Source organism: Shewanella sp. VB17, assembly GCF_013248905.1.
GTDB lineage: Bacteria > Pseudomonadota > Gammaproteobacteria > Enterobacterales > Shewanellaceae > Shewanella.
The window spans coordinates 3,745,756-3,759,670 of the sequence record NZ_JABRVS010000001.1; the positions used below are offsets into that span (position 1 = coordinate 3,745,756).

General features: G+C 39.8%; 14 protein-coding genes. 6 read left to right on the forward strand and 8 right to left on the reverse strand.

Going from position 1 to position 13,915, the window contains the following annotated elements:
- Positions 1-224: 224 nt before the first annotated feature.
- Positions 225-1,487 carry a transporter substrate-binding domain-containing protein gene (locus HQQ94_RS16195; RefSeq protein WP_173295377.1) on the reverse strand — a complete coding sequence of 421 codons (1,263 nt, stop codon included), beginning with the start codon at positions 1,485-1,487 and terminating at the stop codon, positions 225-227.
- 199 nt (positions 1,488-1,686) lie between these two features.
- Between HQQ94_RS16195 and HQQ94_RS16200 the strand changes: the two genes are divergently transcribed.
- The 5 genes from HQQ94_RS16200 (at position 1,687) to HQQ94_RS16220 (ending at position 5,756) form a co-directional block, all read left to right on the forward strand.
- A complete protein-coding gene (locus tag HQQ94_RS16200) occupies positions 1,687-2,577 on the forward strand; it encodes an AraC family transcriptional regulator (RefSeq protein WP_173295378.1) in 891 nt (296 codons plus the stop codon).
- 54 nt (positions 2,578-2,631) lie between these two features.
- Positions 2,632-3,348: an AzlC family ABC transporter permease gene (locus HQQ94_RS16205; protein ID WP_173295379.1), complete on the forward strand. Its 717-nt coding sequence runs from the start codon at positions 2,632-2,634 to the stop codon at positions 3,346-3,348.
- The gene (locus tag HQQ94_RS16210) at positions 3,345-3,647 is read left to right on the forward strand and encodes an AzlD domain-containing protein (RefSeq protein ID WP_173295380.1); all 303 of its coding nucleotides are present in this window, start codon (positions 3,345-3,347) and stop codon (positions 3,645-3,647) included. Before HQQ94_RS16205 ends, HQQ94_RS16210 begins: the two co-directional genes overlap by 4 nt.
- Positions 3,648-3,944: 297 nt before the next feature.
- Complete coding sequence (locus HQQ94_RS16215; protein WP_173295381.1) at positions 3,945-4,355, forward strand: hypothetical protein; 411 nt, start codon at positions 3,945-3,947, stop codon at positions 4,353-4,355.
- Positions 4,356-4,538: 183 nt separating this feature from the next.
- Positions 4,539-5,756: a hypothetical protein gene (locus tag HQQ94_RS16220; RefSeq protein ID WP_173295382.1), complete on the forward strand. Its 1,218-nt coding sequence runs from the start codon at positions 4,539-4,541 to the stop codon at positions 5,754-5,756.
- A gap of 147 nt (positions 5,757-5,903) precedes the next feature.
- On the opposite strand, the gene HQQ94_RS16225 is transcribed toward HQQ94_RS16220, so the two are convergent.
- The 6 genes from HQQ94_RS16225 to HQQ94_RS16250 all read right to left on the reverse strand — a co-directional run bounded on the left by HQQ94_RS16225 (position 5,904) and on the right by HQQ94_RS16250 (position 12,799).
- Positions 5,904-6,908: a patatin-like phospholipase family protein gene (locus HQQ94_RS16225; RefSeq protein WP_173295383.1), complete on the reverse strand. Its 1,005-nt coding sequence runs from the start codon at positions 6,906-6,908 to the stop codon at positions 5,904-5,906.
- Positions 6,909-6,988: 80 nt separating this feature from the next.
- Complete coding sequence (locus HQQ94_RS16230) at positions 6,989-9,646, reverse strand: hypothetical protein (protein ID WP_173295384.1); 2,658 nt, start codon at positions 9,644-9,646, stop codon at positions 6,989-6,991.
- Between the two features lie 339 nt (positions 9,647-9,985).
- Positions 9,986-10,666, reverse strand: a complete 681-nt coding sequence (locus HQQ94_RS16235) for a YafY family protein (RefSeq protein ID WP_173296678.1) — start codon at positions 10,664-10,666, stop codon at positions 9,986-9,988.
- Positions 10,667-10,774: 108 nt separating this feature from the next.
- Positions 10,775-11,224 carry a GyrI-like domain-containing protein gene (locus tag HQQ94_RS16240; protein WP_173295385.1) on the reverse strand — a complete coding sequence of 150 codons (450 nt, stop codon included), beginning with the start codon at positions 11,222-11,224 and terminating at the stop codon, positions 10,775-10,777.
- Between the two features lie 2 nt (positions 11,225-11,226).
- Positions 11,227-11,610: a VOC family protein gene (locus HQQ94_RS16245; protein ID WP_173295387.1), complete on the reverse strand. Its 384-nt coding sequence runs from the start codon at positions 11,608-11,610 to the stop codon at positions 11,227-11,229.
- Between the two features lie 619 nt (positions 11,611-12,229).
- Positions 12,230-12,799, reverse strand: coding sequence for an NAD(P)H-dependent oxidoreductase (locus HQQ94_RS16250; RefSeq protein ID WP_173295389.1), 570 nt, complete (start codon positions 12,797-12,799; stop codon positions 12,230-12,232).
- Between the two features lie 110 nt (positions 12,800-12,909).
- Between HQQ94_RS16250 and HQQ94_RS16255 the strand changes: the two genes are divergently transcribed.
- Positions 12,910-13,242 carry a helix-turn-helix domain-containing protein gene (locus HQQ94_RS16255; protein WP_173295391.1) on the forward strand — a complete coding sequence of 111 codons (333 nt, stop codon included), beginning with the start codon at positions 12,910-12,912 and terminating at the stop codon, positions 13,240-13,242.
- Positions 13,243-13,332: 90 nt separating this feature from the next.
- On the opposite strand, the gene HQQ94_RS16260 is transcribed toward HQQ94_RS16255, so the two are convergent.
- Complete coding sequence (locus HQQ94_RS16260) at positions 13,333-13,773, reverse strand: GNAT family N-acetyltransferase (protein ID WP_173295393.1); 441 nt, start codon at positions 13,771-13,773, stop codon at positions 13,333-13,335.
- Between the last annotated feature and the right edge of the window lie 142 nt (positions 13,774-13,915).

Here is a 13,915-nt window from a genome sequence, read left to right on the forward strand (position 1 = left end):
TCACTCCTCTTTTGCAAACTTACTCACCACAGCTACAGATGCTACCCTACAAATGATAGACATCCAAAGCTTAGTATGTTGTAAAAAAAATACAATAAATTCAAAGATAAAGAATCCAATATAGATGAATAACCCAATCCTTTTTTTAACCCAACGTCTTACTTGACTACATAATCAATGATGGCAGTAAACCCACTGCCATGCAGGTTGAAACATAGCAAACACTATAGATAATCGGCAAACGTATCGGCCATACTGCCATTTTTTATTGTGATTTCAAGCCATGAATCGACGTACTCTTTCCAAATAAAATCTCTATTCATAAAAAAGGCCTTGGCTGAATAAGTCAAATTATGCTCTGGCATAGAAGCACATAATTGCGGGTGTTTTTTGGATTGAAGCTGTACCTCAATACGATCCGTTATCATCACATCTGCACGCCCAGCAAGGAGTTCTTGAAATATCGTCACATTACTGTCATGAACAGTCACCTTAGCTTGCTTAATTTTATCATCAACAAAACGCTGATTGGTCCCACCTTTATTCACAATGACTCGCGTGTTTGACGAATCTATTTTAGCTAATGAATTAAAACGTTCTGCGCTGCTACAAAGCGTGATTGGCGTTTTTCCTCCTTCAAGATAGACGTCAGACATCAATCCTATCTGCTGCCTAAATAATGTCTTAGATATACCGCTCATCATAATGTCATATCGCTGGCTCATTAAATCTTGGCTTAAGCTGGCCCAAGTTGAAGGCAAAAATACCGCCTTAGCACCCAACGTTCCTGCTAACAGTTCTGCTAAATCGATATCAATCCCTCGACGCTTACTTCCATCAAAATATGAAAATGGTTCATAATCACCGGTAGTGCCAACATAAAGTATTTTTTGAGCCAACACTCTATCTAATCTCGATGGATATACATTAGGGTTAATCGCTGTGAGCGCTTGAAACAGCCTCCCTTTATCCTCAAGGTTAACAAAAGGAATATTGATTTGTTGATTAAATAAGGAGAAGTCATGTTTATCATGATGACTTGCTACTCCTTGTATTATTTTTTGGCCTAAGACGATCAATTGAGGACGGATCTCTGACAAGCTGGCTGCGGTACTATTTTCTGCTTGCAATTCGCTGGGTAAACCATGTTCACGCCATTGCTGATGATATTGCCTCTGTATTTTTTTCGCTAACTCAATTTGAGCGCGAAAAAAATGCACTATATCTTGTGATACAAGGCCTTGTTCCTTCGCCAAAGCGATGCTCTTATTGATCACTAACGTCTCTCTAGCCACATCCTCTATCGGCAATTGATGTTGCCATTTGTGTAAAGCCACGGCTTTCATGTAGCTTAAACGCGTATTCATGTTGCTATAAAGTTCTCTATTTTCATCAACTTCACCGTAAGCAGACACGGAAAAAATAGAACATAAACTTATCCATGCGATGATGTATAGGCGCACGGTGTAAAAACGAGGAGAGGACATGATACGTATGTACTAGTTAGAAAGTTTTATCCAAAGGTATCAGTTAACGTTAATATTGCAAGCGTAGACAAGCGTTAACAATAACCTTAATCGTCCCAAGAGGCATTCATTCTCACAAAAGCAACAAAGATAAGCACAATTTTGTACAAAACTCCTGCCTATTTATCGGTTACAATACTCCAGCATTACGAGGAATATCATGACACAAACAATCCCCCACCCTACATTCCCTCAAACTGCTCCTAGCAAGAATCGTGAGAAAGCTGAATTTACTCACGCTAAAGAACTCGGAGGAATCGAATTATTAAATGCCAACTACCAGAAACAAAATCTCTCCCGTCATAGCCATGAGGGTTATACCGTCGGGATCATAGAAAGCGGATCGCAACGTTTTTACCGCTCTGGCGGTCATCATATCGCACCGCAAAACAACATTATTTTGATTAATGCCGATGAGGTGCATCATTGCTGCTCTGCTACCGACAATAGCTGGTCTTATCGCGCGATGTATCCGCTACCAGAACAATTTTCCTCACTCAATGAAGAATTAGGCTTACCCAATAAAGGGGCACCTTATTTTCCAGAGCCTGTGGTCAATGACAAACCTATGGCTGACTTACTACGGATGATGTTTCACACATTAAACACCTCACAAAACCGCCTACTGCGCGAAAGTGTCGTGTACACCAGCATGATTAAACTCATGTCACGTCATAGTAAAAATAAAATCGACGCCCCAAGACTCGTCGTCACTCAAACACCACTTAGACTAGTTAAACAATTTATCGATGACATGCCTTGCACTGATGTTTCATTAGAAGAACTTGCAACGCTCGCTGGATTAAGCCCTTTTTACTTGATCAAGCAATTTCAACTTTCTTTTGGTCTCCCACCTCACGCCTATCAAATTCAAGCTCGGGTTCGTTTAGCAAAACAAAAAATCAAGGAAGGTCATAAATTATTAGATGTCGCACTAGAATGTGGTTTTCACGATCAGAGCCATCTCAATCGCCATTTCAAGCGCACCATGGGAGTCACACCCGGACAATATGCCAAAGAATTCAATCACAATGTTGTACAAGTCAGTTAGGTTAAAATAGGTTACTATCACCTTCTTATGTGTAATAAATATGGAAGTATATTCATGAGTTCCCAAGCGCAAGTATTAGCAGGAAATAACAAATGTGACGGTTTTTTAAAAGGGGGGCTCGCTGTGATGCCCTTGACTATCGCGGTGATCCCTTGGGGAATTTTAGCCGGTTCTTTTGCATTAGATGCTGGTTTGTCACCTTTTCAAAGCCAAGCCATGTCGGCCATTATTTTTGCGGGCTCTGCCCAACTGGTGGCATTAGGCATGATGAAAGCAGGCATTGGCTTAACCAGCATATTAATCACTACGTTACTCATTACATCACGACATTTTCTTTATGGAATGGCAATGAGGCCTCAGATAAGCCCCATGCCACTAAAATGGCGACTAACCTTAGGCTTTTTACTCACCGATGAGCTATTCGCTATCGCCAACCAAGGCAAACAACACAAACTCGACCCTTGGTACGCCTTTGGCGGTGGATTGAGTTTTTACTTAGGCTGGAACATTGCCACGGCAGCAGGCATTATTGCAGGACAAAGCATACCGGATTTGGCATCTTGGGGACTCGATTTCGCCATTGCAGCCACCTTTATCGCCCTTGTTGTCCCCTCGGTCAAAAAGCCTTCGGTATTATTTTGTGTATTAGTCTCCCTTGTGACTGCCGTGGTGTGTGAAGTCTTTTCCATCCAAGCAGGACTGCTTATCGCCGCATTACTTGGTATGAGTAGCGGTATTGCATACGCCAAACTGACAGGAGAGAAAGCATGATCTGGCTAACGATTATGGCAATGGCAGCCTTAGTATTTGGCAGCCGCTATTTGTTTCTTGAACCTAAGCTTCCAGTACGGTTAAGTAAAAATACCTTAGCCTTTTTAAGTTATTCTGCCCCTGCTGTGCTTACCGCCATTTTTGCACCGATTGTATTTGTACGCGAAGGGCAACTTGACCTCAGTGTAGATAACAGCTATTTAATCTGTGCAGTGGTTGCAGCCTTGCTAGCTTACACCACTCGTAATGTCTTGTTGACGACAGTGGTAAGCATGGGGTTATTTTTTACCATTCATTAAATTTACAGACTTATTAACCCACAAAATATAAGAGCACTATCACAGTGCTCTTAACAATAATGATTTAATTGACTTGATTAAACCAGAATAACAGCAGTGAACGGCTTTAAACTTAATATTGATAAATAGTCTCGGTTAAATGGTAATGAAATTACTGTAAATAGTTCACATTTGTTACTTAACCGTGTGGTTTAGCATAGTTGAATGCCCTTGGAACAAGTATGTCATCCAGATAAAGGGGCTCTATGGTATATTTTGCGCCTTAATTTTTTGCTGTATGCTCTTCAAGGGACAAAAATGAGAACGTTAATTATGAGTTTATTATGTGCATCAGGCTTATTTTCAATAGCAGTGAATGCCAACGCGACCAAAGTGGGCTTTGGTTTTGATCAAGGTTTAGGGGTGACTGGCCAGTTTAATAACATCAATGCTTTTGTTGGCAATGATGGTGTCAGTGCAGACTATTTATTTGCTCAAGGAAACTTTAATAGCGACATACCATTTAAATGGTATGTCGGTGCGGGAGGATTCTATAACTGGAATGATAATGAAGAATTTGGGGTTAGAGTACCTTTTGGCGTCACGTTACCATTTGCAAAAAAATGGGATTTAATGGCTCAGGTGTCACCTGACTTAGCCCATAGAGACCATCAAGATGACTTTGAATTTGGAGTCGGGGCTGCACTCGCTATTCGCTATTCATTTTAATTTTAATTTTAATTTTAATTTTAGTTTTAGTTATAAGAACCTCAGATAGTAACAATTTGAGGTTTTTATTCACATGACCACTTCAACATGACAACGAAGCAAAAGGAACATACATTGCTAGCAACTGAACCTCTATACGCTTATCCTGTCAGAGTGAGTATAGCCAATTTAAGGAGTGGGTTTATGCCTGCACTGAAGCACCTTTTCTTATCCTTGCTTGCACTTGTTCCATTCACCTCTATTGGGCAAACATCACTGAAATATCACATCACTGTCGATCCAGATAACCTTGATCAGCTCAATGTTAGCGTGGATACCCGTGCACTGACAAATGCCTCTGTGCTCCCCGCCAGAACAATGCGTAGCAGCACACAACCCAAACTCAGTTGCATCAATGCAAACGGCACACGAACAGCCATTGATTACCAACAAGCCATTCAGTGCAGTAGCGTTGTATGGGTATTACCTCTTCATTTAGTAGATAAAAATGGCTTTGATCCCGCAACACAAATCGACTCTAGGGATGCTAACAAAGGCTGGTACTTTGTCAGTGAAATGAATTCACTGCCAAGATTTAACGATCTTTCAAAAAGTGAAGAAATTCAATCTAGTCTTATCTGTATTCCAGACAACACTTGTTATAAGCTGCCTAGCCAATCGTTACCCCCATTATTACTGGTGTGGGGGCAAGAGACTACCCAGCTCAATATTAACAATAAACTCGTCACAATACACAGCGATTCCCCATTGGTTATCGAGCATCTACAAAGCTGGAAACCGAGTCTAGTTAAACAGCTCAACTACCTCAATCAAGTATTTCCTAATCACAATCTTAAACAATGGCAAATAGCATTCTTCAGTCGAGATAAATCAGCTAGCAGTGTGGGGGGAGCTGCAGGTAATAATCTCATTTTGATCAACGCACTTCTTGATCAAGGCAAGTTGAGCCATGATTCAATACAAATGATGCTAAAAATTGCCGCCCATGAATCTGTCCACATTCTAAATTCGCACGATATGCCTACATGGGCAGGTGAAAGCTTAGCCGAATACTATGCGCTAAAATCATTACAGGGAACAGAGTTTGCAGTGGAAGATGCAACCACACGCTGGCATCAATTCGCAACGACATTCCCATATGCAAAAACAGGCCTATTAGCCGCTGATCAAGCCGTCAATGAACGACAGGAATACCAATATTATCCATTGTTTTATTTAAAAGGCCCTGCATTTTGGCATGAAATCGATAATGCGCTCATCCACACCGACTCTAGTCTAGAGACATGGCTGGCAAGATTAACGTTTAATGACGATAACCAGTTTACAAAAAAATGGATAAATGAGCTAACAAAACAGATAGGAAAAGACAGTTGGAAACATATTGAAAAGCGTTATTTATAACGATTATCTATATATTTTATTTAGACAAACTATTGATAAAATACGAAGGCCCCAATCAAAGGGGCCTTGTCAACGCTTAGTAATGTCCTTAACCATTAACATCAGCGATACTAAATATTGTCGAATGCTATGTTGACCATATTATGATCATTCACTCATAGCCTCAGGTTTGGATTGATGCTTAACTGCAGCATTATCTTTTATATCAAAATAGGTTTCAACCGCTTGACGACCACTGCTGATTAATTCATCTACCCGTTGTTTAGAAAGGTCGAAATTTGTACCACTAACACCAAGATCGTCAATAAAAATAGTGCGTTTTTTATCTTCTGCCTGCAGGTGTTGTGCATTGGCCGTTTCGTATAAATATGAGCCCAACGCCAACCCATAACTTTTTAAAGAATTAATCGGATAGTGTGATGTTTTAAATTGTTTACCCTGTGCCACCAAAACCTTAGGCTCTAAGAAAAAGCCTAAGGTTGCAGGGTTATAATCACGAACAAGTTCATCGGCGTCATTTCCTGATACCATGGGATCATAAAGATCAATGGGATAATTCCACGCAAGTCCACCATCAACATGGTAATCTCCATCGATCAATACGGGTTCAAACAACATAGGAATACTCATTGATGCTCGCACTGCAAGCCAAATAGGCAACGTAGGATGATTCTCTACATTAAAGACTTGCGCCTGCTGCCGAGTCAAGTTTGAAGCAATAATGCTTAAATTCTTAAATTTATCCGGATTTTGTTGTCTTAATTCTGCCAGATCTGAAAATGTCAATTCAGGATCTCCTGAAAAACGGCCTATATATGCTTTCAATATGGTGACAAAATCATCACCTGAGTGCATGCCATAATTAAAGATTATACGTTTAGCATCGCCGACTATTCCCCATGGATCATTGAGAAATTGTGCAAAATTAGTATTTTCGACGGACTCGAGTAATCCATCACTCCCCCCCCCAACAGCCAACATGACAGCGGTTATGGATCCAGCCGAAGTCCCACCTATATTCTCAACTTGTTCAAATAAGCCTAATTCTTGAAATACTTGCATCGCCCCCGCATAAGCAGATCCCTTTACACCGCCACCTTCGAATACTAAATTTTCAATTTTATTCGGTTTAATTCGGTCGTCTTTAGTCATCAGTTCATCCTTTACTATCTGTCAAGTTTACTGTCGTACTAGAGGAGTAAAATCTCAATGACTCTCCTCTAGTTCATCATTTAATAACCAGGACCTGTGTGTAAATCAGATGGCACTGCTCTGAAGTAATTCTCGTTAAAACCCTTTTCCACTTCTCCCGCAGTCCAGAGTTCATCTAACGCTTGCAAATTTGTTTGCAATTGATGAAAAGCGCTTGCCATTGGCTGTTGATATTCTTCGCTTATCCCGTCAAGTAAATAAGTAAAGTCTTGACCCTTTATTCCGGTTAATAAGGTAAATCTGGCTTCACCTGTTGCCAAAGCAACAAAGGCCAAAGAGCGCCATTCATCAATCCCTGGAGTACCTGTATCACGAGGAACTTGTGTCGCACTAATTCGTGGATCTAATGCGGCCTTAATGCCTGTCGTACCATAAACTTGATGACGGATAACACAATGATGAATAGTATCGATAACAAATCGTGCAACGCCTTCCTTTGTTTGAAAAGCAGCATAACGAGCAGGTAAACCTTGTAGCATCACTTGTTGTAAACCACGATAAAAATCTTGCAGATAACGATCCCCTTTCACCGCCTCATCATCGCAATAAATAATATCAATCAATTCATTAGCGTAAACTTGCCAGATATTGAAATACTCAAGCTCCCACTTTATGCATGCTTGAGGAAGTATTTCTCCATTGGGCATCGTCATTGTTGCTGCCCGCCCCTCAAAATCTTCATCTTCACCATAATAGAAGTTTGAATAGGTATCGTTTAAGTGATTGATCATTTCATTGTGAGTCGTAGAGAAAATTTGACTAAATACCGCCCTTTCCTGAATCAAGTGCTCAGTGGTTATTTCCTCCGCTAATTCATGAGAAAAGAAATGTAGGTACATAAAGGTTCGAAATGGATGAGTCCACTGCTCCTGAGCATCAAATGCATTATGCATCGATACTTCAACCAAATTGTAAGTCATATGGATCTCAGCGAGATGCTTACCGCTTATCACCTGAAAGTACAATGACGCTAACACTAAACGTTCTGCTCGACGAAATTCTGGATCATGGGGGTTAGCAATAATTTCAACGTTACCGTAGGGTGCAACAACCGAAACTAATTCCAGTCTTTGTGTTTGCCCATTAACATAAAAATACGCCATGCCTCCGTAAGGTTCATAATCAGGCTTAGTGTCATATTTCTCTAAAAATCTAAAATCAATCATGACAGCACCAACACCTCGATGTTCAGCTTGTTTTGCGAAGGGATTACCAACGCCAGATTCTGTTAGATAAGCTAAAAGTTGACCAGCTTTAAACGCCGCGATGGCAGCTTGAGGTGCTGCAGCTAATTCACCGCCGTTAGGGAGATCACTACCAAAAATATGTTTTTGAAATAATGTCGGCCAATATTCACTGCCATTACTCCATATTGCCATGCGTGGCTTATCACTTAAAGGCGACTTTAGATCTGTCTGAGGAAAATTATAATCTAGAAAAGTGATCAGCTTAAACGCACCTAATGCCTGGTGCATCAGTGTGTGAAATACAGTAACATTGGCTTCTATATCTTCATCTGCCACCGCAGGGATACTTAAACTTTGCACTAAATGTTCTGGATGTGCTTGGTAATAAGGCTTTAAGGGGGTTTTCTTCGGCTTAACCTTATCATAAACCTGACTTAAATTAACAGGATTTGGAAAACGCGTTGCACTGACCAATTTAAAATAGATAGGCGCCCAAATCGTATTACTCAATATGACACGAAAATTGTTATAGGCGTCCGGCAAAGCTTTAGCTGTCAGGATCACCGCAGCGAGGCAGCTGATAACCAATCCCCACATCAGTAAAGAGCCACTACCAATCTCAGGCATCACATTGGCAGAAAAAGCGGGGGCGATACCGGATATTTGCAAAATTGCCGTAAATAATAAAACAGCAGCAATGGTATTAGTTACATGAAAAATAGTACTTTTGATAGGAGTTGCTATCCCCATCAACAAAGTAGCAAGCTGTAATACTGACTGACCAATCAAGAGTGCAATAACACTTGAGTCAAGATGAGCACTCGCGCCCCATACCACCAGCATTTGAACCACTTGTATACCGAGCAGACTCAATTGAACACTGGCGGCTTTACTGGCAAAAAACAATGCAAACCCTAAGCTAAACATGGCCACAGCACTGGCGAAATAAAGCGCCATACGCAGATCTGTATTTTGCACCGATATCGCACAAATAAAGAAAAATATCGTGGTGGTTACCGGGGCTAAATTTAATAATCTCACTTGGGTGATAAATCGAGCAAACGCGTTATTTCTAACTTGAAAAGGCTTTCCCACCAGCAATAAGCCAAGCTCAAAAACCCAACCTAATACACTACCAAAAATAGTAAATGCAAAAGGTAACCACACCCAAGCTTCAAATGACAAACTATTAGCCTGCTTAAGCTGGTCAATAAACGTGCCTCCGACATTGATTTGAGCAATGAAATTCATATCAGGAAATGCTAACGCCATAAACATCAATGTTGACATTGCTGACATAAACATCAAACTTGCAATTGACAAGATTGAACCAAAAATATTAAAAGTCGGCAATTCAGGTTTAGTAAACCGAATCGACTCTGGATAAGTAATATGGGTTAATGGAGTAGAAATGTGACTGACTTTGTGCCTCATTTCTTCATCAGATGTCACTTTATCACCTGTTGGTGTCGTTTTAATGGCAGTTCCCATATTAATTAATCCTTTATTTCAAATATAAATAAAAGCAATCATCGCACTGATAAAGTCAAGGTGTACAAAATACCTATTAGTATTTAATTCCCTTGTGCCAGCTTGCTCAATATCCTTTTATGACAGAACATCAATGAACATGTCTCATCACCATCAAGGCAGAATTAAATATAGACTACACATAATAAATACACCTATTATTTAAATAATATTAAATGAGTTAAGAAGTTGAATAGCAAGAGAATGCTAAGCGCTAACAGTGAGCTGGTGAATGTTATAATATGAAACAGAAGTGGGACGGTGAGCAATAACCTTCCTAATAGCCAACACAATATTCACCTAAACATGTTCAGTTTCCATGCGTTTTATATAATCATGCATTTCCTCACCTGCTACAATCGCAAAGTAACGCCCTTGAGGCAGGATCTGAATAATCCTATCCACTCTGAAATTACGAAAATCATGTCTTAACTCACACCACGCTAATAAGGTCCAAGTCCCCTTCCAAAAATAAATAGCTAAAGGCCTAATTTCTCTTTGACTGCTCGCTTGTTTAGCATCTTGATACTCTATAGAAAGGTATTCACGTTCTCTGGAGGTTTTACGTAATATGTCGAGAAATTTAAATTCATTACTGTCGATGTAAAAATCAGGCGCAAACATCAAAGATTGATATTCTTGTAAGCGCACTGGCAACACAGCTTCCACTTTTATCATCGCCTGCCGACTCGCACTCGCCAGCTCTTTGCCACCCCACGCTTGCACCATACGCATGCCCACCTGAATAGCTTCAAGTTCCTCTTCATTGAACATTAAAGGCGGCACATTAACCTCTTGACGCAGCAAATACCCCACCCCAGCTTCACCTTCAATGGGGATACCATTAAGGCAAAGATCTTGTACATCACGATATACAGTACGAGTTGAAACCTCCAACCTTTCGGCCAACTCTTTGGCTGTCGTTAAACGGCGATATCGCAGGATCTGAACCAGTTGAAATAATCTATCGGCGCGGCGCATACCCATCCTTATAGGAGACATCTTTTGTGTTCATGCTGGCAAACAAATGGGCCAAATTCAATCTAAGATTAAACATGACCTTCATTATCAAGCTAGGTTAAAGGTAACTCAAGGATTAATGCCGATGTAGATCTCGACTCGATTAGCATCCAAATAGACCTCATAATCTGTCAAGTAACAACGTTGATACTCACAACTAGCTGAAGTGAAATATTGCCATACGCTTTCCCACAGCCCTATCACGCATTGGGGCATTTCACCACTGGCGCTAAATTTAACATAATCACCCGCAGCCAAACTGACATCCACCTCGTTTGCAGCACGACTTCCGACTAATACAGAAAACTCACCATCCATATCCGATTGATAATCATAATAGACGCCATACATCAGCTCCCCCTCCGCAAGTCTCGGGACTCGTTCGGCAAAAAACTGCTGCCACAGAGGACCTATTTTTTGAGTATTTATGTCTTGCTCGGCAAGATTATTTGTTCTTGTTGTTAAGCCAGTCAGTTCAAGGGCAATTTGCTTTAACAGCGTAGGGGAGATTGAATTCATTTTTACTTCTCCATAGACCAGAGACCCACTGTATTGCCTTCACTGTCCTGAAATAGGCAGCTAAATCCGCATTCACCCTCTTTTATCGGCATGACAGGGAGCAAAATTTTCACCCCTGCTTGAGCTATCTTGTCCACCAGCACTGAGAGTTGATCACTTAAGTGCAAATAAACCACACTGCCATGAGGTGAAGGCTGCATCATCTCATGCTTAACTAAGCCGATGCTGGCCGCTCCCTTATCCTCTGTTTCCAGAATGGCCATCTCCATGTCATTCATCACTTCACGTTTAAACGTTAAGCCGAAATGTACGCCATAAAACGCAACTGCTCTATCCATATCAATCACAGGGATTTCACCCCACACTAAAGGTGCATTATCTAACATAGTAAATTCCTTTAAAAACTGAATAACATTCGATATGAATGTCTATACCTCAGCGACCTAATAAGGATAAAACAAGTCTACTGACAGCATGGTGTCAGTAGACTTCAAATAAAAGAATGACCAAGATACAGACTCACCGCACATCAAAAAACTAATAGCCGAGCAAAGGATACCCCACTGTCGTATTACCTTATCTGCATTCGCTAATGTACCATCAGTTGACCATTTCTGCAGTACAGGAGCTAAGATACGTTTCCCCCTTCTCTTCACTCATCCTTGAAACGACTTTTGTATGGTAAAGCATCTTCAACAGTATGAAATCGGTCTCTGCAGCAGAGCCAGCGGCGTCTTATCATTAAAATAGACGGGGGAATCATTAGGTAATCCCCTACTTTGTGTCAATTCTTCCACCTCTACACCGTGACCATTAATAATATTAAGTATTATTTTGTTAATTTTCATTTACAACAAGACTTCTAATAAGGTTATCTTCCACATTCCTTAGCGTCAGTATTATTAATCATCTTCTTATCTATACCAAAGTGTGTCGGTTATCCTTGGAATCTAAGGATTCATCTGGTATTGGTATCTGACTAGTATAAAATCCAAATTACGCTCTTTATATCGGGCTATAGATCAGAGTCTGTTCTTTAATAAAATTTAATAATCTGGTTGCGTGCTCTCTTGCCTTTCTAATTATTTCTAATTTATTTATCTCTCCACCAGGAATAAAAGCCATATTATAAGATATAATTGGTTTATTAAATTTCATTCCTGTAAAACTTGCTGTTTGTTCCAATGGTGTTAACAGTTCATCCAACGTAAAATTATTATGGCCTCCTCTCTTATAACTATCTCTAGGTCCTCCAATCGTTGTGGAAACAAGAAAGCTTTTTCCATTTAACTTATTCCCACAACCATAAGCAAATCCACGTAAAAACACTCGATCAATCCATTCCTTAAGCAGGCCTGGCATATTGTACCAATGCAACGGGTATTGAAATATGATAAGATCAGCATCAAGTATGGCCTGCTGCTCAGCATCGACATCAATCTTAAAATCAGGATACATCTGATAAAGTTCTCTCACCTCAATGCTACTCACTTCTTTTATCTGTTCAATAATCACACGGTTTGCTATTGAAGAATTGTTAACATCTGAATGTGCAAAAATAACTAAAATATTCATAATTCACCTTGTTCGTTAAAGTTAAACCAAGAATAAACCATATATAAATTTGACATAAGTACGCACATTGATGGTATATAAGTATCCTTTTGTATACTAATAAAGAACTGATGAATCATACTGACTACGATTGCAATCTTGGGTGTCCTGTTGAGGCTACATTAGAAATTATTGGAGGAAAGTGGAAAGGCGCTATACTCTATCATCTACTTTCTAAAACTCACCGTTTCAACGAATTACGTCGTTTGATGCCGAATATCACCCAAAGAATGCTAACAAAACAACTTCGTGAGTTAGAAGCACATGACTTGATATTAAGAACAATATACCCAGAAGTTCCACCAAAAGTTGAGTATTCAATGACAACATATGGAAAAACATTACTACCCGTGATCAATGCTCTACATACTTGGGGGACTCTGCATTTAAAACAACTGAGCTAACTAAATTGGCAAAATAGTAAAATAAGGAGCGATTTCACTTATCATCCGAATATTCAGCATTTTGCCTATTATGACACTGGTTTAATTTATCTAATCAATATTAATGACAGCCAGCATATCCTCATCCTCTTCATCCATACCGACTTCAATAAAACCAAAATCAGAATAAAAATCTTTTGCTACGGGGTTTTTAGGATTGTAACAAATTTCGATTTTTTTAAGATCTGAAACAAGCCTTATCTCAGCTAAAGACAGATTTAATGCTTTTCTGCCGATGCCTTTTTTTTGATGTTTTTGATCAACCATGAATCGCCAAATTGATATTTTCTCTGTCGTTTCACGCACCCACATTAAAAAACCAATCGGCTCATCATTAGCATAAATGGCTCTGCTCTCATGACCTTCGTTGAACATAGATTCAACTAACGACCACATATTACATGCAACATAATCTTCTTGCGTTTTTTCAACATCAAGCTCACACACTGCTTCATAATTCTCTTTCGTAACGTGACGAAGTGATACTTCCATGATGACTCCTAAAAAAACTTAATAATTGACAGTAAGTACTAATATTTTTTAACGTTAAGAACGTCTTAATCTACCCGTTATACTTGTTTACATTTATATTACTCTACTTTGAACTAGAGAGCTTTAGCTATCTGCCATTCAT